The following is a 20687-nucleotide window of genomic DNA, read 5'->3' on the forward strand; positions in this document are numbered from 1 at the left end:
GAACTCATAGTCGCCCCGCACAACCGGCGGAGCCACCCGCCCCGCCACGGAGTGTCGGGCAGGCGGCGGAGCGGGCGGCGCGGATACGGGCCGCCGCACTGTACGAGGGGGAGCCGGCGGCCCGGCCGGCCTCTTGACGAGGCATCTCAGTCAACCGGCTGCCCACGCTCCGCGACAGCGCGCGCACGGTGCGGATGCGGGCACTTGGTTCACACCCCGTGTGAATCCGAACGCACTACGCTGTCGGCACCGATCCACCGGGGGGCAGGACATGCAGCCCAACACTCTGCTCGACGCGATCCTGGACGAGGCGGGGATGTCGCACGCGGGTCTCGCGGCGCACGTCAACCAGGCGGGACGGGCACGCGGACTCGCACTGCGCTACGAACACACGGCGGTGGGGCGGTGGTTGAACGGCCAGCGGCCGCGCGGCCAGGTGCCCGACCTGATCTGCGAGGTGCTCGCCGCCCGGCTGCACCGGCCGGTCACGCTCGACGACATCGGTCTGGGCGTGCCCGGTGAGCCGTCCGCGCCGCACGGCACCTCGCTGTCCGGCTTCGTCGAGCGGGCCACCGCCCTGTGGCGCTCCGACGAGCAGCAGCGCCCGCACGTCCTGGGCGCCCCCGCCGTGACCGGGACGCCCGCGGTGATGCCGGTGTGGGAGTGGGAGAACCCGCCCGAGGACGTGGACGTCTCCCGGGGCGGCCGGCACCGGGTCACCCCGGCCGACATCGAGATGCTGCGCGCGGCCCGTACGCACTACGAGCAGATGTACCGCAAGGCCGGCGGCGTGGCGACCCGCAGTCGCGTCGTGGGTTTCCTCAACGCCGAGGCGGCGCCCCTGCTGCGTGGCGGCTACACCGACGCCACCGGCCGTCAACTGCACCGGGCGACCGGCGGGTTGGTGGCGATCGCGGGGATCTGCGCGTACGACTCCGACGCGCACGGCCTGGCCCAGCGCTACTTCCACCAGGCGCTCAGGCTCGCCAAGGCCAGCGGTGACCGGGGACTTGGCGCCTATGTGATAGCGCTGCTCGTCAACCAGTCGCTGTTCATGCGGGAGCACCGCCAGGCCGTCGCGTTCGCCGAGGCCGCGCTGCGCGCCGCCGGAAAGCACATCACGCCCGCGCTGGCCTCCGACCTGTACGCGATGCAGGCCAAGGCGTACGCCCACCTCGGCGACGGCACGAGCGCCCTGTCCTGCATCCGGCGTGCCGAGGCGGCCGCCGAACGCATCCGGCGCGGATACGAGCCCGACGAGACGGGCTATGTCCAGCCGGGCCTGGTCAATGTGCAGGTGGCGGAGGCGCTGCTCAGCCTCGGCGAGCTGGCCGCCGCCGAGGAGCACGCCACGGCCGCCGTGGACAACCCGGCGCACGACCGCGGCCGGGTGCACCGGCTGGCCATGCTCAGCACGATCGAGCTGCGCCGGGGCAACGCCGAGAAGGCGGTGGCCACCGCCGTGCGCATGGCCGAGCAGGCCCGGGGGATGGAGTCGCAGCGGCTGCGGGACAGGCTGCGGGCGGTGCGCGAGCACCTGGTGCGCAGCGGCTGTGCCGGCACCGCCGAGGCGGCCGAACTCATCGACGGGGCGCTGCGCGTGCCGCTGTGATGAACCGTGCGCCGTGAGTGGCGCACCGTGCGCCTGCTGCCCGGCCGCTCCGGCTGCGATATTGCCACTGACCCGACGGAAGGTGGCAGAACCGTGCAGTGGACGAAACAGAACGAACAAACTGTGTATGCGAACCGCTGGTTCACCGTCAACCTCGCGGATGTCGAGCTGCCGGACGGCCGGCACCTCGACCACTTCCTGATACGGCTGCGGCCCGTCGCCGTGGCCACGGTGGTCAACGAGGCCAACGAGGTGCTCCTGCTGTGGCGCCACCGCTTCATCACCGACAGCTGGGGATGGGAACTGGCCGCGGGCGTCGTCGAGGACGGCGAGGACGTCGCCCGCGCCGCGGCCCGGGAACTGGAGGAGGAGACCGGCTGGCGGCCGGGGCCCCTGCACCACCTCCTGAGCGTGGAGCCGTCCAACGGTCTCACCGACGCCCGGCACCACATCTACTGGTCGGACGAGGGCGAGTACGTCGGACACCCCGTGGACGACTTCGAGTCCGACCGCCGCGAGTGGGTGCCGCTCAAGCTCGTCCCCGACATGGTCGCCCGCGGCGAGGTCCCGGCCGCGAACATGGCGGCCGCCTTACTGCTCCTGCACCACCTCAGGCTCGGATGACGCGGGCCCGGCACCGTCGACGGCATCCCGTCGTACGGTGCCGGGCACGGGGGGCAGCCCTTCGGCGCGTGGGCCGGGTCGGCCGGGGAGCCGGGTCAGCCGTAGGTGTAGAAGCCCGAGCCGCTCTTGCGGCCCAGCCGGCCGGCGTCGACCATCCGCTGGAGCAGCGGGGGAGCGGCGTACAGCGGCTCCTTGTACTCGTCGTACATGCTCTGCGCCACCGAGGCGACGGTGTCCAGGCCGATCAGGTCCGACAGCTTCAGCGGGCCCATGGGGTGGGCGCAGCCCAGCTCCATGCCGTTGTCGATGTCCTCGCGGCTGGCGATGCCCGACTCGAACATCCGGATCGCGGAGAGCAGGTAGGGGATCAGCAGCGCGTTGACCACGAAGCCGGAGCGGTCCTGGGCACGGATCGCGTGCTTGCCGAGCACCTTCTCGGTGAACAGCTGCGCCCGGCTCAGCGTGCCCTCCGAGGTCGTGAGCGCCGGGATCAGCTCGACGAGCTTCTGCACCGGGGCCGGGTTGAAGAAGTGGATGCCGATGACCTGGTCCGGACGCGCGGTGGCGACGGCCAGCTTCACCAGCGGGATGGAGGAGGTGTTGGAGGCCAGGATGGCGTCCGGCCGGGTCACCACCTGGTCCAGGACCTGGAAGATCTCCGTCTTGACCTGCTCGTTCTCCACCACGGCCTCGATCACCAGATCGCGGTCCGCGAACTCGCCGAGGTCGGTGGTGAAGCTCAGCCGCGCCTGCGTCGCGTCCCGCTCCTCCTCGGTGATCTTGCCGCGCTCGGCAGCCTTGGCCAGGGAGTTGAACAGCCGGGTACGGCCGAACTCCAGGGCCTCGCCGGTGGTCTCGGCGACCTTCACGTCCAGACCGGCCCGGGCGCACACCTCGGCGATCCCCGCGCCCATCTGGCCGCAGCCCACCACTCCGATGCGTTCGATGTCGGTCACATCGTCCCTTTCCGTTGTATGCGCGACACCGGCGCACCTCTTGGGGCGCGCTCGCCGGCGCTGATCCACAGCGTGAGTCAGGCGGTCCATGTGAGCGGGGCCTGCTCCGATCGTGCACGTTACCCCTGTCGCAGCGATGATCGATCGCCCGGGTCGTGCATGCTGAGCCGGTACACGATCCGTGACGGCGCGGATCCACGGCGTACGGGGAGTCCCAGGATGAGCCGAGTGACGCGACGGGCGTTCACCGTCGCCGCCCTGTCCACCCTGGCGATCACACAGGCGACCGCCGCGGCACCGGCCGCACCCCAGCCACCGGGCGCCGCCCGCACCCGCCGCCCACGCACGGCCGCCGCCGAGATGCGGGGCATGTGGCTGGCGACGGTGACGAACCGCGACTGGCCCTCGCGCACCGGGCTCGGCGTGGCCCGGCAGCGCGGAGAGCTGACCGCCCTTCTCGACGCGGCGGTGCGCCGCCGGCTCAACACGGTGATCTTCCAGGTGCGCCCCACCGCGGACGCGCTGTGGCCCTCGCCGTACGAGCCGTGGTCGCAGTGGCTGACCGGAACCCAGGGCAAGGACCCCGGCTGGGACCCGCTCGGCACGGCCGTGAAGGAGGCGCACGCCCGCGGCCTGAAGCTGCACGCCTGGTTCAACCCCTACCGCGTGGCCCTGCACGCCGACCCGTCCCGGCTGGTGGCCTCCCACCCGGGCCGCAAGCACCCCGACTGGGTCGTGCCCTACGGCGGCAAGCTGTACTACAACCCGGGCCTGCCCGAGGTCCGGGCCTTCGTGCAGCGGGCGATGCTCGACGCCGTCCGGAGGTATCCGGTGGACGGCGTCCACTTCGACGACTACTTCTACCCCTACCCGGTGGCCGGCCGGTCCTTCGACGACGACGCGGCCTACGCCCGGCACGGCGGCGCCTTCACGAGCCGGGCCGCCTGGCGGCGCGACAACATCGACCGCCTCGTGCGCGAGACGGCGGCCGGCATCCAGCGGCTGCGGCCCGGCACCCAGTTCGGGATCAGCCCCTTCGGGGTGTGGCGCAACGCCTCGACCGACAGGCGCGGCTCGGACACCAAGGCGGGCGTCGAGACGTACGACGACCTGTACGCGGACACCCGCACCTGGGTCCGGGAGGGCTGGATCGACTACATCGTCCCGCAGCTGTACTGGTCCATCGGCCAGTCGGCCGCCGACTACGCGAAGCTGGTGCCCTGGTGGGCCGAGGTCGCGCGGGGCAGCCGTACGAAGCTGTACGTGGGCGAGGCGCTGTACAAGGCGGGCGACGCGACGCAGGGCGCGGCCTGGCGGGACCCGGACGAACTGTCCCGCCACCTCGCCCTGGCCGAGAAGCACCCACAGGTGCGCGGGCACGTGTTCTTCGCGGCGAAGGACGTCGCCGCGGACCCGTCCGGAGCGATGGCACGGGTGGTCGCCGACCACTACCGGCAGCCGGCGAGCCCCCCGCGCTGAGCTACTTCGACCTCTGCTTCTTCTCCTCGTGCCGGACCTGGCAGTCGGGGCCCGGTGACATCACGGCTTCGTGCCCGTCCGGGAAACGGACGCGGTACGGAGGATTGCCCTCCTGGCCCATGACCTCCACGACCTCGCTGACCTGGTCGTGCTGGCCGACCACTCGGCCGTGCTGGACGAGCTTGTCGCCCACGGTTGCTCGCATCTGCGGGGCCTCCTCACCACATGCGGGAGCAGCGTCCTCGGCTTCGAGTCTACGGCGCGGAGCGCGGCCGGAACCGGTGAAGCGGCCGGGGCCGGTGTGCGGTCGGAACCGGTGGCGTCGGTCAGCCGCGCGTCCGCTGGGTGACGGCGATGCAGACGAGCACGGCGACGGCCGTCAGCGGGGCGGCCGGCGTCAGATGCTCGCCGAGCAGCAGCACCGACCACACCAGTGTGAGCAGGGGCTGGGCCAACTGCAACTGGCTGGCCTTCGGGATGCCCACGGCCGCCATGCCCCGGTACCAGACGACCATCCCGAGGAACTGCGACCCGGCCGCCACCCACAGCAGCCCCGCCACGCTGTGCCACCCCAGGTGCACCGGCTCGTACGCCAGCGCCAGCGCGGCACCGGGCACGGCCACCGGCAGACACAGCACCAGCGCCCAGCCGATCACCTGCCAGCCGGGCATGACCCGCGCCAGCCGGCCGCCCTCGGTGTACCCGGCGGCGCACACCAGCAGGGCGGCGAAGAGATACCCGTCGGCGGCGGTCAGGGCGCCGCCGCTCTGCTGCACGGTGAAGGCGACCACGGCAGCCGCCCCCGCCAGCGCCGCCGCCCAGAACGTCCGCGACGGCCGCGTCCCCATGCGCAGGGCCGACAGCAGCGCCGTGGTGAGCGGCAGCAGGCCGACGACGACCGCGGCGTGCGCGGTGGTCGAGGTCCGCAGGGCGAGCGTGGTGAGCAGCGGGAAACCGAGGACCACGCCCGCGGCGACCACCACCAGCCCGGGCCGGTGCGGGCGCGCGGGCAGCGGCACCCGCAGGACGAGCAGGGCGCCGCCCGCGATCACGGCGGCGAGCACGCAGCGCACGGCCACCAGCGACCAGGGTCCGAACCCCTCCAGCCCCCAGGCGGTGGCCGGGAACGTGAGCGAGAAGGAGGCGACGCCGAGCGCCGCCAGTGCCGTGCCGAAGCCGCGGCGCTCGCCGGGAGCGGTGACCGCTATCGGACTCGGGACAGTAGCGCTACTCTGTGTACTCATGCACCAGCGTAGCAGTGTCGGTGAACTGGCAGAACGGCTCCGACGAGACCTCGACCGCTATCCACCAGGTGGAAAGCTCCCGTCGAGCCGGGCACTGGTCGAGCAATTCCGGGTGAGCCCGGTGACCGTCTCGCGCGCCCTCGCCCAGCTCGCCGCCGAGGGCCTGGTGGTCACCCGGCCCGGAGCCGGCGCCTTCCGCGCCCGGCCGCGCGCGACGGAGACCCCCGCCGGGGACACCTCCTGGCAGGAGGTCGCGCTGAGCGCCGACGGCGCCCCCGACCTCGTGCCGCGCACCGTGGACGCCTCCGGGGTCACCGTCTCGCTCGCCGCGCCGCCGCCCGGAGTGCTGGAGTTCAACGGCGGCTATCCGCACCCCTCCCTCCAGCCCGAGCGCGCCATGGCGGCGGCCCTGGCCCGGGCCGGACGCCGGCCGGGAGCCTGGGGGAGGCCGCCGCTGGAGGGGCTGCCCGAGCTGCGCGAGTGGTTCGCGCGGGAGATCGGCGGAAGCGTCACCGCGGCCGAGGTGCTGATCGCGGCCGGCGGCCAGTCCGCGCTGGCCACCGCCCTGCGCGCGCTCGCCCCGCCCGGCGCACCCGTCCTCGTCGAGTCGCCCACCTACCCGGGCATGCTCGCCCTCGCCCGCGCGGCCGGCCTGCGGCCCGTCCCCGTGCCCGTCGACCCCGACGGCGTACGCCCCGCTCTGCTCGCGGACGCCTTCCGGGCCAGCGGCGCCCGGGTGTTCGTCTGCCAGCCCCTGTTCCAGAACCCCACGGGCGCCGTACTGGCAGCCGACCGGCGCACCGAGGTGCTGCGCATCGCCCGCGAGGCCGGCGCGTTCGTGATCGAGGACGACTTCGTACGCCGCCTCGCCCACGCGGACGCGGGCCCGCTGCCCCGGCCGCTGGCCGCCGACGACCCGGACGGCGTGGTCGTCCATGTCGGCTCGCTGACCAAGGCGACCTCGCCCAGCTTCCGGGTGAGCGCGCTCGCCGCACGCGGACCCGTGCTGGAACGCCTGCGCGCCATCCAGGTCGTGGACAGCTTCTTCGTCCCCCGGCCGCTCCAGGAGGCGGCCCTGGAGCTGGTCGGCTCCCCGGCCTGGCCGCGCCATCTGCGGGCGCTGTCGGCCGAGTTGAAGGTCCGCCGCGACATCATGACGGCCGCGCTCGCGCGGCACCTGCCCGAACTCGCCCTGCCGCACGTCCCGTCCGGCGGATACCACCTCTGGCTGCGCCTGCCCGACGGCACCGGGGGCGCCTCCCGGGCCTTCGGCTCCGGTGGAGAGTCCGCCCTGACCGCCGCCGGCCTGCGCGCGGGAGTCGCCCTCACCCCCGGCCGCCCCTACTTCAGCGCCGAGCCCCCGGCCCCCCACCTCCGCCTGAGCTTCGCGGCGGTCGCCGGCACGGCCGACATCACGGAGGGGGTACGCCGACTGCGGGTGGCCTGCGACGAGGTGCTCCCGGCGAAAACCCCTCGACGCCCGCTTCCGTGACCTGGGAATCTCTCGCGCATGACCGACACGCCCAGGACCGATACGCCGAGCCTCGCCGAGGGCTACGAGATCTCCGCCGACCCCGCCCGCATCGACGTCGAGCGGGTGCACCGCTGGCTGTCCACCGACGCCTACTGGGCGCTCGGGCGCTCACGCGACAAGCAGGAACGGGCCATCGCCGGGTCGCTCAACTTCGGGGTGTACGAGGTGGTCTCCGGGCACCAGGTCGCCTATGCGCGGGTGGTGACCGACCTGGCCTCCTTCGGGTGGCTGTGCGACGTGTACGTCGACCGCGCGGTCCGCGGCAAGGGCATCGGGACGGCGCTCGTGGGGGCCGTACGCGAACACCTGCGGCCGTACGATCTCAAGCGCGTCATGCTCGCCACGCACGACGCGCACGGGGTCTACGAGAAGCTCGGTTTCCGTCCGCTGGAACGGCCGGACCAGTGGATGGCGCATCTTTTCGACTGAGCGGATCCCGCAGGCCGCAGAACTCGGGACCCGTCGCCCCTTGACCTGCTGACACAGGAGGATCACCATCACCGCATGCCACTGAGGGTGACGTTCGTGGCCGCCGCACGCAGTTCACCGCTGCTCGCGGAGCGGTTCGAGGACGACCGGCCGCTGGACCAGGCGGGCTGGGACGAGGTCCAGCGCGTCGCCGGAGAGCTGCTGCCGCTGGCCGCGGCCGAGCTGCGCTACTGCTCGCCGACCCCGCGCAGCCGGGCCACCGGCGATGCCCTGGGGTACGCCCCGCTGGTCCAGCTCGCGCTGCGGGACTGCGACATGGGCCGCTGGCGCGGACTGACGCTGGGCGAGGCGATGGCCCGCGAGCCGCAGTCGGTGGACGCCTGGCTCGCCGACCCGCGCTCCACCCCGCACGGCGGGGAGTCCCTGCTGGCCTTCATCGCCCGGGTGGGCGGCTGGCTCGACACCAGGCCGGTGGAGGACAGCGGCCGGATCGTCGCCGTCGCCGAGCCCTCCGTGATCCGCGCCGCCCTGGTCTACGCCCTGAAGGCCCCGCCCTCGACCTACTGGAACATCGACGTCCGCCCGCTGTCGGCGACCACCGTCAGCGGCCGCTCCGGCCGCTGGAACCTCCGCCTCGACGGCGCCAGCGCTCAGCCCTCGCGCACATAGCCGGTGGTGAGCACCAGGTCCTTGGCCGGACCGCCGACCCGCCACACCGACCGCCAGTGGTCCGCGTCCCGGACGGTGAACTCGCCGCGGTAGAGATCGGCCGCGCACGGGTGCTCGGCGACGTACCGCCCCGTCGTCAGATCCAGCGAGTGGAAGGGCCGCCCGTCGGCGAACCGGACGTCCGCCGTCCCCGGCACGCTCCCGGGCAGGAACCGCAGCGTCCGCGTCGCGGGCCGGGACACGCCCCGCCAGGTGAAGGTCCCCGACTCCTCGTGCAGCAGCCCGCCGCCGGCCAGGGCGCTGAAGACGGTGACCCCGTCGAAGTGCCCCACGTCACCGCTCGCCAGGTCCCGGACCTCGCGCTCCACGCGCCACCTCCCGGCCAGATGCGCCAGTACGTCGGCCACGGGCCAGGAGCCGTCGCCCGTCATCGCGCCCTCCGGCCCCGGCGGTTCGGCCCGTCGGGGGACTCGGTCGGCGACGTCCGCTCGGCCTCCGCGCGGATCTCCTGATACGCGGCGTGACTGGTGGCGCGGAAGGCCTCCTCGTAGGCGGCCAGCGCCGCACCCACACCCCCGCCCGCCGCGCCCCGCCGCCGGATGGCGCGGGCGAACCAGGTGAGCAGCCCCAGCGTCCCGGCGAAGAAGCCGGACACGATCACATACGGCACCAGCCCGTCCATGCCCCGAGCTTACGTGTCGGGCCGCGCCCGCCCCATTGACGTGCTCATACCGCTTCCCTATCGTGCGTTCGAAGTGCTGACCAATGTCTGATATTTCGAACGACTAGAGCCGCGGAGTATCCATGTCACGCACCATCCGGACGAGGCTGAGACTCGGCCTCGCGGCAAGCGCTTTCCTGCTCGGCGCGACCGCCCTCCCCGCCCCGGCGCACGCCGCCGACGCCCCCGACTACACGATCACCGTCGACCCGGCCGCCAAGGGCCCGGAGATCGGCAGGACCATGTACGGCGTCTTCTTCGAGGACATCAACCGCGCCGCCGACGGCGGCCTGTACGCCGAACTCGTGCAGAACCGGTCCTTCGAGTACTCCACCGACGACAACCGGTCGTACACCCCGCTGACCGCGTGGACGGTCGACGGCACCGCCCAGGTGGTGAACGACTCCGGCCGCCTGGGCGACCGCAACCGCGACTACCTCTCGCTCGCCGCCGGTTCGTCGGTCACCAACTCCGGCTACAACACCGGCATCGCCGTCCAGGAGGGCGAGAAGTACGACTTCTCGGTGTGGGCCCGCGCCGACGCCGGCACCACGCTCACCGTCACCCTCCAGGACTCCGGCGGCACGCTCGCGACCGCCCGCCGGGTGGCCGTGCGGAAGGACGGCTGGGCCCAGTACAAGGCCACCTTCACCGCCACCCGAACCAGCACCACCGGCCGCCTCACCGTCGCCGCCGACGCCGCCACGGCCCTCGACATGGTGTCGCTGTTCCCCCGCGACACCTACAGGCACGAGCCGAACGGCCTGCGCAAGGACCTCGCCGAGAAGGTCGCCGCGCTGCACCCGGGCTTCGTCCGCTTCCCCGGCGGCTGCCTGGTCAACACCGGCTCCATGCAGGACTACAGCGAGGCCTCCGGCTGGCAGCGCAAGCGCTCCTACCAGTGGAAGGACACCGTCGGCCCGGTCGAGCAGCGCGCCACCAACGCCGACTTCTGGGGCTACAACCAGTCCTACGGCCTCGGCTACTACGAGTACTTCCGCTTCGCCGAGGACATCGGCGCCATGCCGCTGCCCGTCGTCCCCGCCCTGGTGACCGGCTGCGGCCAGAACCAGGCCGTCGACGACGACGCCCTGCTCGAGCGGCACATCCAGGACACCCTCGACCTGGTCGAGTTCGCCAACGGCCCGGTCACCTCCGAGTGGGGCGGGCTGCGGGCCCGGATGGGCCACCCCAAGCCCTTCCACCTCACCCACATCGAGGTCGGCAACGAGGAGAACCTGCCCAAGGAGTTCTTCGCCCGCTTCACCCGGTTCCGCGCCGCCATCCAGGCCAAGTACCCCTACATGACCGTGATCTCCAATTCCGGTCCCGACGACAGCGGCACCACCTTCGACACCGCCTGGCAGCTCAACCGCGACGCCGGCGTCGACATGGTCGACGAGCACTACTACAACAGCCCGCAGTGGTTCCTCCAGAACAACGACCGCTACGACTCCTACGACCGCGGCGGCCCGAAGGTCTTCCTCGGCGAGTACGCCTCCCAGGGCAACGCCTTCAAGAACGGTCTCGCGGAAGCCGCGTACATGACCGGCCTGGAGCGCAACGCGGACGTCGTCCAGCTCGCCTCCTACGCCCCGCTGTTCGCCAACGAGGACTACGTCCAGTGGCGCCCGGACATGGTCTGGTTCAACAACCACGCCTCCTGGGGCTCGGCGAACTACCAGGTCCAGAAGCTGTTCATGAACAACGTCGGCGACCGCGTGGTGCCCAGCACGGCGACCACGACACCCGCCGTCAGCGGGCCCATCACGGGCGCCGTGGGCCTGTCCACCTGGGCGACCAGCGCCGCCTACGACGACGTGAAGGTCACCGCGGCCGACGGGACGACCCTGCTCGGCGACGACTTCTCCGGCGGCGCCGCCCAGTGGACCCACACCGGCACCGGCAGCTGGAGCGTCCAGGACGGCGCCTACGTCCAGAGCGACACCGCCGCCGAGAACACCATGGTCTCGGCCGGCGACCCCGCCTGGCACGACTACGACCTGCACGTGAAGGCCACCAAGAAGGCCGGCAAGGAGGGCTTCCTCGTCGCCTTCGGCGTCAAGGACACCGGGAACTACTACTGGTGGAACCTCGGCGGCTGGAACAACACCCAGACCGCGGTCGAGCAGGCCGTCGACGGCGGCAAGTCCACGCTGATCGCCAAGCCGGGCTCCATCGAGACCGGCCGCGCCTACGACATCGACATCAAGGTGCGCGGCCGCCAGGTCACCCTCTACCTCGACGGGCAGCAGTGGGGCGGCTTCACCGACGACAAGCCCGCCGAGCCGTTCCGCCAGGTCGTCACCCGGGACGCGAGGACCGGTGAGCTGATCGTCAAGGTCGTCAACGCCCAGTCCTCGGCCGCCCGTACGGCGATCGACCTGGGCGGGGCGAGGGTCGCCTCCAAGGCCGAGGCGACCACGCTGGCCGCCGCGCCCGACGCCGTCAACACCGAGACCGCCACGCCGGTCGCACCGGTCACCTCCACCGTCACCGGCGTCGCCGCCCGCTTCACGTACACCTTCCCGGCGAACTCCGTCACCTTCCTGCGGATCAAGCAGAAGTAGCCCCGAATCCTTAACCCTCGCATCATTTCCGGGACGCATTCCGTTCTCCCTTCGGTGAACGGAATGCGTCCCGCATTCTTTCGACGTTCCCCACGCGAATTCGTCATTCACCATTCGTCCACCGTTCACCGGCTGGGGCACAACCACGGGGAAATACCCCGGGTCTAATCGGTCGGACGGAAGTGCCCAGGGAGTGACGTCCCCACAAGAGGCGCTGCACGCAACGAATCCCCGGGGGCCCGCCGAGAATGGATCGCTCAACCCTGCGCGGCAGACCGCGACGGGCCGCCGCGCTGCTCGCCGCGGCCATCACCGTCACCGCGTTCTGCGCGGCCGACGCCGTCGCCCGCAGCTATCCCTTCGGCCCGCGCACCCGCGCGGTCAACGACCTCGGCAACCAGTACGTGCCGTTCCACGCCCACCTGTGGGACCTGCTGCACGGCCGGGCCGAGGGCGGTCTGCTCGTCAACTGGCAGTCCGGGTTCGGCTCCAGCTTCCTGCCCGACCTCGGGACGTATCTGAGCAGCCCGTTCGCCCTGCTCGTCGCCCTGTTCCCGAGGGACGAGATCGACCTCGCCGTCTATGTGGTCACCGCCTTGAAGACGGCGTGCGCCGGCGCCGCCATGGCCTGGCTGCTGCTCAGGCTGCGCCCCGGCCGCTGGTGGGCGGCGGGGCTGCTGGGCGCCGCCTACGCCCTGTGCGGCTGGTCGCTCGCCGACGCCTCCTACAACCCGATGTGGCTCGACGGCCTCATCGCCCTGCCCCTGCTGTGCCTGGTCGGCGAATGGACGCTCACCGGACGGCACCGGCTGCTCGGCGTGCTGATCGTGGCGCTCGCCTGGATCGCCAACTTCTACACCGCGTACATGGCCACCCTCGGCGCCGGCCTGGTCCTGCTGCTCCGGCTGTGGCTCTCCGGTCTTCCGCGCCGGCCGGCGCTCGCCGCGGCGGGCCGGGCCGCGGTCACCGTAGCCCTGGGCGTCGGCCTGGCCGCACCGCTGGTCACGGTCGTCTACTTCGGCACCCAGCACGCCTACCCGGGCCGGGTCACACACTTCGCGCCGGTCGCCCCACAGGATCTGCTGGCCCGCCTGCTGCCGACGACGTACGGATTCGGCAGCCCGGCGCTCTTCGTCGGCACCACCGCGCTGCTGCTGGCCCTCGCCCTGCCCTTCCACCGGGCGGCCCCCGTACGGGTGCGCGCCGGGTGGAGCCTGCTGGTGGCCGCCGTCACGCTGTCGATGCAGTGGACGCCGACCCATCTGGCCTGGCACGCCTTCGCCACCCCCAACGGCAGCCCGTACCGGCAGGCGTTCGTGCTGTGCGCGCTGCTGGTGATCGCGGCCTGGCACACGCTGTCCTACGGCGTGCCCGACCGGCGCGCGCTGGGCGCCTCCGCCGCGCTGCTGGCGCTGATCGCGGCCGCCGCGAGCCGGAGCGGCCTGGTGCACTCCTACGCCTGGCCGGTGCTGCTCGTCGCCGCCGCCGGAGTGCTCGGCGGACTGCTCCTGCTGCGCCGCGCGGAAGCCGTCCGGCCCGCCGCGCCCGCAGGCCCCGCCGCGCCCACAGCACAGGCCGCCGAGGGCGGTCCCGCCGCAGGGGAAGGCCTCGCCACAGGGAGAGGTCCCGGCGCAGGGGATGGCCTCGCCACGGGGAGAGGTCCCGGCGCAGGGGATGGCCTCGCCACAGGGAGAGGCCCCGGCACAGGGGATGGCCTCGCCACAGGGGATGGCTGCGCCGCCCAGGCGGGCGCCGCAGCGGGCGGTGCGCCCGCGCGCCGCCGCACCGCGCTCGCCGGGCTCGCCGTCGCGCTCCTGGTCGGCGCCCAGCTCGGCGAGGCCACCGCCACCTCCGCCGTGGCCACCCGGCTGCGGCTGGACCGCCTGGACGACTACGCGCCCTGGGGGAGCCGGCAGCAGCGTCAGTCGGAGGCGATAGCCAAGGCCGACGGCTGGCCCGCCTACCGCACCGACCCCGGCCGGGAGCAGACCGTCGGCAACGATCCGATGGTGGTGGGCGGCGAAGGCGCCCAGTACTACAGCAGCCTCACCGCCGACGTCCTCAGCCGCACCCTCACCGCCCTCGGCGACGGCTGGACCTCGCGCGGCCGGAACGTACAGAGCCTGGACAACGCCGTCACCGACGCGATCTTCGCCGTGGGCGCCCGGGTGCACTCCCCGCCGGACCAGCACCAGAGGTGGAACCCCCGCGACCGCGGCCCGGTGACCGTGTCCCGGCAGGACGTACCGCCCCTGGTCACCGTCCGGCCGTCCACCACGCCCTCCGCCCGCACCGGCGTCTCGGCCTTCGGACCGTCGCCCTACCGCAACCAGGAACTGCTGCTGGGCACCCGCGTCTACACCGTCCCCCCGCTGACCGTGCGCACCGGCGACGGCGGGCAGCCCGCCCGTTCGGCCGGGGACCGGCCGGGCGCGGTGATCGAGGCACCCCGCACCAAGGCAGCCGCCGCACACCGGCCGACGATCGGGGCCCAGTGCCCGGCCGGGAGCGAGGTCTACCTCTGGGCGCCGCACTTCTCGGGCACCGCCCGTCTCACCGAAACCCCGGCCCACCCGCCGACCGGACGGTTCACCGCCGACGCCGCCAAGATCGCCGCCATGCAGCGGCTCGGCACGGCCCCGCCGTCCGGCCGGGTACGGATCGAGCTGTCGCCCACCCGGGCCGGCAGTGTCCCGGACGGCGCGGTCGGCTGCCTGGACACCGAGCGGCTGCACACCGCCGTCCAGCGGCTCAAGACCACCGGCGCCACCGAGGTGACCGTCGACGGCGGCACCGTACGGGCCCGGCTCCCGGCCGGCAGCAAGGGCACCGCCGTCCTCGCCGCCCCCCGGATCGCCGGCTGGCGGTGCGCCGCGGGCGGCGCCCCGGCCGCACCCGCCGAGACGTACTACGGCCTGATCGCCGTCCCCCTGGACGGCTCCGCGACCAGCGTGACCTGCACCTTCCACCCGCCCGGCCTGCGGCTGGGCGCGGCCGTCGGGGGCGTCTCGCTTCTGACCCTCGTCCTGCTCGGCACCGTCACCGCCGTCCGCGGACGGCGGGCCCCACACCGCCCCGCGCTCCGCACCACCACACGACCGCGCGAGCGCACCACCAGCGCCCTCTGACCGCGCCCCCCGGAGAGAAGAACCATGCTCATCTCGATCGTCGCCCCCTGCTACAACGAGGAAGACGTCATCGAACGCTTCCACGCCGCCGTGCAGAAGGTCGCCGACGACCTGCTGCCGCTCGGCCACGACATGGAGTTCGTCTACGTCGACGACGGCAGCCGCGACCGGACGCTCACCCTCCTGGAACAGCTCGCCGACCGCGACCCGCGCGTCCGCTATGTCTCCTTCAGCCGCAACTTCGGCAAGGAGGCCGCCCTGCTCGCCGGCCTGCGGCACGCCTCCGGCGACTCGGTGGTGGTCATGGACGCCGACCTCCAGCACCCGCCGGAGCTGATCGGACGCATGGTCGAGCTGCGCGGCCAGGGCTACGACCAGGTCCTCGCTCGGCGCAGCAGGCGCGGCGACCGGTTCACCCGCACCCTCACCGCCCGTCTGTACTACCGGCTGGTCAACCGGCTCGTCGACGTCGAACTCGTCGACGGCGTGGGCGACTTCCGGCTGCTGTCGCGGCGCGTGGTGGACGCGGTGCTGGCCCTGACCGAGTACAACCGCTTCTCCAAGGGCCTGTTCGCGTGGGTCGGGTTCCCCAGTACGACCTTCGAGTACGAGAACGCGGTGCGCGAGCACGGCCGCAGCTCCTGGACCCTGAAGTCCCTGCTCAACTACGGGCTCGACGGGCTGCTGTCGTTCAACAACAGGCCGCTGCGCGCCGCCCTCCACCTCGGCATGGCCCTGCTGACGTGTGCCGGGCTCTACACGGCGTGGATCGTGGGCGCCGCGCTCGTCAACGGCGTGGAGACCCCCGGTTATGTCACCATCATCACGGCAGTCACCGCGCTCGCGGGGGTGCAGATGGTGATGCTGGGCGTCATCGGGGAGTACACCGGCCGGATCTACTACGAGGTCAAGGGACGCCCGCACTTCCTGGTGAAGGCGACCAACGTGGAACGGACGAAAGACCTCATTCGCTGATGACCACTGTCATGACCCGCACGATGCCGAGACAGATCGCCACCTTCGCCATGGTCGGCGTCGTGAACACCGGCACGTACTACGGTCTTTACCTGTTGTTCCTCATGCGTTTGCCCTACCTCCTGGCGCACGTTCTCGCATTCCTGCTCAGCATGACCGGTTCCTTCTTCCTGAACGCGCGATTCACCTACCGGACCCGGCCGACCTGGCGGAAATTCCTGTTGTTCCCGCTGACGAACGCCGCCAATTTCGTGATCACCACGGCCGGTGTGTACGTGATCGTCGACGTGCTGCACGCCGGCAGCCGGTTCGCCCCCCTGCTCGCCTCCGCGGCCGCGATCCCGGTGACCTTCGTGGTCTCCCGCTGGATCATGCTGCCCAAGGCCGACCCCGCGGCGGAGATCGCAGAGGAGATCGCATAGCAGATTGCATAAACGTGCAGCGATACGTATAGTCATGCCATCGATGAGGAGGGTCCATGGCTGTACGTGTGGCGGTCGCCGGAGCGAGCGGATACGCGGGCGGAGAAGCGCTGCGTCTGCTGCTGGCGCACCCCGAGGTCGAGATCGGCGCCCTGACCGGCAACTCCAACGCCGGCCGGCGGCTCGGCGCGCTCCAGCCGCACCTGCTGCCGCTGGCCGACCGGGTGCTCGCCGAGACCACCCCCGAGGCACTCGCCGGGCACGACGTCGTCTTCCTCGCGCTGCCGCACGGCCAGTCCGCGGCCGTCGCCGAGCAGCTCGGCCCCGACGTCCTGGTCATCGACATGGCCGCCGACTTCCGGCTGAAGGATGCGGCCGACTGGGAGCGGTTCTACGGCTCCCCGCACGCCGGCACCTGGCCCTACGGCCTCCCCGAACTTCCGGGTGGCCGCGCTGCGCTGGAGGGGTCCAAGCGCATCGCGGTGCCCGGTTGCTACCCCACCGCCGCCTCCCTGGCCCTCGTCCCGGCCTACGCCGCCTCCCTCGTCGAGAACGAGGCCGTGATCGTCGCCGCCTCCGGCACCTCCGGCGCGGGCAAGGCGCTCAAGCCCCACCTGCTCGGCTCCGAGGTCATGGGCTCCATGTCGCCGTACGGCGTCGGCGGCGGCCACCGGCACACCCCCGAGATGATCCAGAACCTCAGAGCGGCGGCGGGCGAGCCGGTCACCGTCTCCTTCACGCCCACCCTCGCGCCGATGCCCCGCGGCATCCTCGCCACCTGCAGCGCCAAGGCCCGCGACGGCGTCACCGCCGAGTCCGTGCGCGCCGCCTACGAGAAGGCCTACGCCGACGAGCCCTTCGTCCACCTCCTCCCGGAGGGCCAGTGGCCCGCCACCGCCTCCGTGTACGGCTCCAACGCCGTCCAGATCCAGGTGGCGTACGACCCCGCCGCGCACCGCGTCATCGCGATCAGCGCCCTCGACAACCTGACCAAGGGCACCGCGGGCGGCGCCGTGCAGAGCATGAACATCGCCCTCGGGCTCGACGAGAGCACCGGACTTTCCACGATCGGAGTCGCACCGTGAGCGTCACGGCAGCCAAGGGATTCACGGCGGCGGGCATCGCCGCCGGGATCAAGGAGAACGGCAACCCGGACCTGGCCCTCGTGGTCAACAACGGGCCCCGTCGCGCCGCCGCGGGCGTCTTCACCTCCAACCGCGTCAAGGCCGCGCCGGTGCTGTGGTCCGAGCAGGTCATGAAGGGCGGCCAGGTGTCGGCCGTGGTGCTCAACTCCGGCGGCGCCAACGCCTGCACCGGCCCCAAGGGCTTCCAGGACACCCACGCCACCGCCGAGAAGGCCGCGGAGGTCCTCGGCCGGGGTGCCATCGAGGTCGCCGTCTGCTCCACCGGCCTGATCGGCGTGCTGCTGCCGATGGACAAGCTGCTGCCGGGCGTCGGGACGGCCGCCGCCCAGCTCTCCGAGCACGGCGGTGAGAAGGCCGCCATCGCCATCAAGACCACCGACACCGTCCACAAGACGTCCGTGGTCACCAAGGACGGCTGGACCGTCGGCGGCATGGCCAAGGGCGCGGGCATGCTCGCTCCGGGCCTGGCCACCATGCTGGTCGTCCTCACCACCGACGCCGACCTCGACGGCCAGACCCTGGACCGGGCCCTGCGCGCGGCCACCAAGGTCACCTTCGACCGTGTCGACTCCGACGGCTGCATGTCCACCAACGACACCGTGCTGCTGCTCTCCTCCGGCTCCTCCGGCATCACCCCGGAGTACAAGGAGTTCGCCGAGGCGGTCCGCCAGGTGTGCGCCGACCTCGGCCGGCAGCTCATCGGCGACGCCGAGGGCGCCTCCAAGGACATCAAGGTCGAGGTGATCAACGCGGCGAGCGAGGAGGACGCCGTGGAGGTGGGCCGCTCCATCGCCCGCAACAACCTCCTCAAGTGCGCCATCCACGGCGAGGACCCCAACTGGGGCCGCGTCCTCTCGGCCATCGGCACCACCGGGGCCGTCTTCGAGCCGGACCGGCTGAACGTCGCCATCAACGGCGTCTGGGTCTGCAAGAACGGCTCCGTCGGCGAGGACCGCGAGAAGGTCGACATGCGCTACCGCGAGGTCCACATCGTCGCCGACCTGGCCGCGGGCTCCGAGACCGCGACGATCTGGACCAACGACCTGACCGCCGACTACGTCCACGAGAACAGCGCCTACTCCTCATGAGCACTCGCAAGCACACGGCCCTGCCGAAGGCCCAGATCCTCATCGAGGCGCTGCCCTGGCTGACCCGGCACCACGGCAAGATCGTCGTCATCAAGTTCGGCGGCAACGCCATGGTGAACGAGGAACTGAAGTCCGCCTTCGCCCAGGACGTCGTCTTCCTGCGGCACGCCGGCCTCAAGCCGGTCGTGGTCCACGGCGGCGGCCCGCAGATCAGCGCCGCCCTCGACAAGCACGGCATCGTCAGCGAGTTCAAGGCGGGCCTCAGGGTCACCACCGAGGACGCCATGGACGTCGTACGGATGGTGCTGGCCGGGCAGGTGCAGCGCGAGCTGGTCGGGCTGCTCAACCAGCACGGCCCGCTCGCCGTCGGCCTCACCGGCGAGGACGCGCACACCATCACCGCCACCAAGCACACCCCGGAGATCGACGGCGAGCCGGTCGACATCGGGCGGGTGGGCGAGATCACCGACATCGACACGGGCGCCATCGAGGCGCTGCTCGCCGACGGCCGCATCCCGGTCGTCTCCTCCATCGCCCGCAGTCAGGACGACGGACATGTCTACAACGTCAATGCTGATACGGCGGCTGCGGCACTCGCTGCGGCACTGGGCGCCGAGACCCTCATGGTCCTCACCGACGTCGAGGGCCTCTACGAGGACTGGCCGCACTCCGACGAGGTGATCAGCCGCCTCACCGCGTCCCAACTGGAGAAACTGCTGCCGGAGCTGTCCTCCGGCATGGTGCCGAAGATGGAGGGCTGTCTGCACGCCGTGCGCAACGGTGTGCACACCGCCCGCGTCATCGACGGCCGGGTCCAGCACTCGATCCTGCTGGAGATCTTCACCGACGAGGGCATCGGCACCATGGTCGTGCCGGACGAACAGGGGGAGTCATGAGCAACCAGGAGCTGACCGCGCGGTGGCAGGGCGCGCTCATGAACAACTACGGCACGCCGCGCATGCCGCTGGTGCGCGGCGAGGGCGTCAAGGTGTGGGACGCCGAGGGCCGGGAGTACCACGACTTCGTCGGCGGCATCGCCACCAACGCCCTCGGTCACGCCCACCCGGCGATCGTCGAGGCGGTGAGCCGGCAGATCGGCAGGCTCGGCCACATCTCCAACTTCTTCATGGCCGAGCCCACCGTCGCCCTCGCCGAACGGCTGCTGACGCTCTTCGGCCGGGAGGGCCGGGTCTTCTTCTGCAACTCCGGCGCCGAGGCCAACGAGGCCGCCTTCAAGATCGGCCGGCTCACCGGGCGCACGCACATGGTCGCCACCACCGGAGGCTTCCACGGCCGCACCATGGGCGCCCTCGCGCTCACCGGCCAGTCCGCCAAGCAGGACCCCTTCCGGCCGCTGCCCGGCGACGTCACCCACGTGCCGTACGGCGACGCCCAAGCGCTCGCCGCCGCGGTCACCGAGGAGACGGCCCTGGTGATCATCGAGCCCGTCCAGGGCGAGAACGGGGTGGTGGTGCCCCCGGCCGGCTATCTGAAGGCCGCCCGGGCGATCACCGCCGCCACCGGCGCCCTGCTGGTCCTTGACGAGGTGCAGACCGGCATCGGCCGCACCGGGACCTGGTTCGAGTACCAGGCCCACGAGGGCGTGCTCCCCGATGTCGTCACCCTCGCCAAGCAACTGGGCGGCGGCCTGCCGCTCGGCGCCACCGTGGCCTTCGGCCGGGCCGCCGAACTGCTCCACCCCGGGCACCACGGCACCACCTTCGGCGGCAACCCGGTCGCCTGCGCCGCCGGGCTCGCCGTCCTGGACACCATCGCGGACGAGGGGCTGCTGGAGAACGTCAAGCGGCAGAGCGAGAAGCTGCGGGGCGGCATCGAGTCCCTGGGCCACCCGCTGGTCTCCCGCGTCCGGGGCGCCGGCCTGCTGCTGGGTATCGTGCTCACCGGGCCGCACGCGCCACAGGTGCAGCAGGCGGCCCAGGAGGCCGGGTTCCTGGTGAACGCGCCCGCCCCGGACGTCGTACGGCTGATGCCGCCGCTGAACCTCCGCGACGACGAGGCGGACGCCTTCCTCCGGGCGCTGCCCGGCGTCCTGGACGTGGCCGACGGGGACGGACGATCCGGAGAATGAGA

At 72.3% G+C, this 20687-nt stretch carries 19 protein-coding genes; 14 read left to right on the forward strand and 5 right to left on the reverse strand.

All coding sequences use genetic code 11. The features are described 5' to 3' along the window. Nucleotides 1–271 precede the first annotated feature (271 nt). Nucleotides 272–1612 (forward strand): transcriptional regulator, encoded by a 1341-nt coding sequence (locus ABZ484_RS08390; protein ID WP_358865109.1) that lies wholly within the window; start codon nucleotides 272–274, stop codon nucleotides 1610–1612. A gap of 93 nt (nucleotides 1613–1705) precedes the next feature. Continuing rightward, complete coding sequence (locus ABZ484_RS08395; RefSeq protein ID WP_358865110.1) at nucleotides 1706–2236, forward strand: NUDIX hydrolase; 531 nt, start codon at nucleotides 1706–1708, stop codon at nucleotides 2234–2236. A gap of 95 nt (nucleotides 2237–2331) precedes the next feature. Here the strand turns inward: ABZ484_RS08395 and ABZ484_RS08400 are convergent, their stop codons facing one another. Then, nucleotides 2332–3192: a 3-hydroxybutyryl-CoA dehydrogenase gene (locus tag ABZ484_RS08400; protein WP_358865111.1), complete on the reverse strand. Its 861-nt coding sequence runs from the start codon at nucleotides 3190–3192 to the stop codon at nucleotides 2332–2334. A gap of 219 nt (nucleotides 3193–3411) precedes the next feature. Here ABZ484_RS08400 and ABZ484_RS08405 point away from each other — a divergent pair, with 219 nt between their 5' ends. Further along, a complete protein-coding gene (locus tag ABZ484_RS08405; protein WP_358865112.1) occupies nucleotides 3412–4671 on the forward strand; it encodes a family 10 glycosylhydrolase in 1260 nt (419 codons plus the stop codon). Nucleotide 4672: 1 nt separating this feature from the next. On the opposite strand, the gene ABZ484_RS08410 is transcribed toward ABZ484_RS08405, so the two are convergent. Together ABZ484_RS08410 and ABZ484_RS08415 are read right to left on the reverse strand one after the other, a co-directional pair. After that, nucleotides 4673–4876: a DUF1918 domain-containing protein gene (locus ABZ484_RS08410; RefSeq protein WP_030182915.1), complete on the reverse strand. Its 204-nt coding sequence runs from the start codon at nucleotides 4874–4876 to the stop codon at nucleotides 4673–4675. Nucleotides 4877–4997: 121 nt separating this feature from the next. Next, nucleotides 4998–5915 (reverse strand): DMT family transporter, encoded by a 918-nt coding sequence (locus tag ABZ484_RS08415; RefSeq protein ID WP_358865113.1) that lies wholly within the window; start codon nucleotides 5913–5915, stop codon nucleotides 4998–5000. Here ABZ484_RS08415 and ABZ484_RS08420 point away from each other — a divergent pair. The 3 genes from ABZ484_RS08420 to ABZ484_RS08430 all read left to right on the forward strand — a co-directional run bounded on the left by ABZ484_RS08420 (nucleotide 5914) and on the right by ABZ484_RS08430 (nucleotide 8547). Next, the gene (locus tag ABZ484_RS08420; protein ID WP_358865114.1) at nucleotides 5914–7407 is read left to right on the forward strand and encodes a PLP-dependent aminotransferase family protein; all 1494 of its coding nucleotides are present in this window, start codon (nucleotides 5914–5916) and stop codon (nucleotides 7405–7407) included. The two genes, ABZ484_RS08415 and ABZ484_RS08420, sit on opposite strands and share 2 nt — an antisense overlap. An 18-nt stretch (nucleotides 7408–7425) precedes the next feature. Further along, entirely contained in the window at nucleotides 7426–7878 is a 453-nt protein-coding gene (locus ABZ484_RS08425; RefSeq protein ID WP_358865115.1) for a GNAT family N-acetyltransferase, read from the forward strand. A 75-nt stretch (nucleotides 7879–7953) separates the two neighbouring features. Beyond that, nucleotides 7954–8547 carry a histidine phosphatase family protein gene (locus tag ABZ484_RS08430; RefSeq protein WP_358865116.1) on the forward strand — a complete coding sequence of 198 codons (594 nt, stop codon included), beginning with the start codon at nucleotides 7954–7956 and terminating at the stop codon, nucleotides 8545–8547. Here the strand turns inward: ABZ484_RS08430 and ABZ484_RS08435 are convergent. Both ABZ484_RS08435 and ABZ484_RS08440 read right to left on the reverse strand, forming a co-directional pair. Beyond that, nucleotides 8529–8978: a DUF6314 family protein gene (locus ABZ484_RS08435; RefSeq protein ID WP_358865117.1), complete on the reverse strand. Its 450-nt coding sequence runs from the start codon at nucleotides 8976–8978 to the stop codon at nucleotides 8529–8531. The genes ABZ484_RS08430 and ABZ484_RS08435 overlap by 19 nt on opposite strands. Then, nucleotides 8975–9229, reverse strand: coding sequence for a hypothetical protein (locus ABZ484_RS08440; protein ID WP_358865118.1), 255 nt, complete (start codon nucleotides 9227–9229; stop codon nucleotides 8975–8977). Before ABZ484_RS08440 ends, ABZ484_RS08435 begins: the two co-directional genes overlap by 4 nt. Nucleotides 9230–9351: 122 nt before the next feature. Here ABZ484_RS08440 and ABZ484_RS08445 point away from each other — a divergent pair, with 122 nt between their 5' ends. From ABZ484_RS08445 to ABZ484_RS08480, 8 genes are all read left to right on the forward strand, one after another. Then, nucleotides 9352–11838, forward strand: a complete 2487-nt coding sequence (locus tag ABZ484_RS08445; protein WP_358865119.1) for an alpha-L-arabinofuranosidase C-terminal domain-containing protein — start codon at nucleotides 9352–9354, stop codon at nucleotides 11836–11838. Nucleotides 11839–12086: 248 nt separating this feature from the next. Next, nucleotides 12087–14966, forward strand: a complete 2880-nt coding sequence (locus tag ABZ484_RS08450) for a YfhO family protein (protein WP_358865120.1) — start codon at nucleotides 12087–12089, stop codon at nucleotides 14964–14966. Nucleotides 14967–14990: 24 nt separating this feature from the next. After that, a complete protein-coding gene (locus ABZ484_RS08455) occupies nucleotides 14991–15941 on the forward strand; it encodes a glycosyltransferase family 2 protein (RefSeq protein ID WP_358865121.1) in 951 nt (316 codons plus the stop codon). After that, entirely contained in the window at nucleotides 15941–16363 is a 423-nt protein-coding gene (locus tag ABZ484_RS08460) for a GtrA family protein (protein WP_358865122.1), read from the forward strand. The genes ABZ484_RS08455 and ABZ484_RS08460 overlap by 1 nt, the downstream gene beginning before the upstream one ends. A gap of 56 nt (nucleotides 16364–16419) precedes the next feature. Next, nucleotides 16420–17448 (forward strand): N-acetyl-gamma-glutamyl-phosphate reductase, encoded by a 1029-nt coding sequence (gene argC, locus ABZ484_RS08465; protein WP_358865123.1) that lies wholly within the window; start codon nucleotides 16420–16422, stop codon nucleotides 17446–17448. Continuing rightward, nucleotides 17445–18596, forward strand: a complete 1152-nt coding sequence (argJ, locus tag ABZ484_RS08470) for a bifunctional glutamate N-acetyltransferase/amino-acid acetyltransferase ArgJ (RefSeq protein WP_358865124.1) — start codon at nucleotides 17445–17447, stop codon at nucleotides 18594–18596. Before argC ends, argJ begins: the two co-directional genes overlap by 4 nt. After that, nucleotides 18593–19492, forward strand: a complete 900-nt coding sequence (gene argB / locus ABZ484_RS08475) for an acetylglutamate kinase (RefSeq protein WP_358865125.1) — start codon at nucleotides 18593–18595, stop codon at nucleotides 19490–19492. The genes argJ and argB overlap by 4 nt, the downstream gene beginning before the upstream one ends. Continuing rightward, nucleotides 19489–20685: an acetylornithine transaminase gene (locus ABZ484_RS08480; protein ID WP_358865126.1), complete on the forward strand. Its 1197-nt coding sequence runs from the start codon at nucleotides 19489–19491 to the stop codon at nucleotides 20683–20685. Before argB ends, ABZ484_RS08480 begins: the two co-directional genes overlap by 4 nt. Nucleotides 20686–20687: the final 2 nt, after the last annotated feature.

The organism is Streptomyces sp. NPDC006393, assembly GCF_040628575.1.
In the GTDB taxonomy this organism is placed as follows: domain Bacteria; phylum Actinomycetota; class Actinomycetes; order Streptomycetales; family Streptomycetaceae; genus Streptomyces.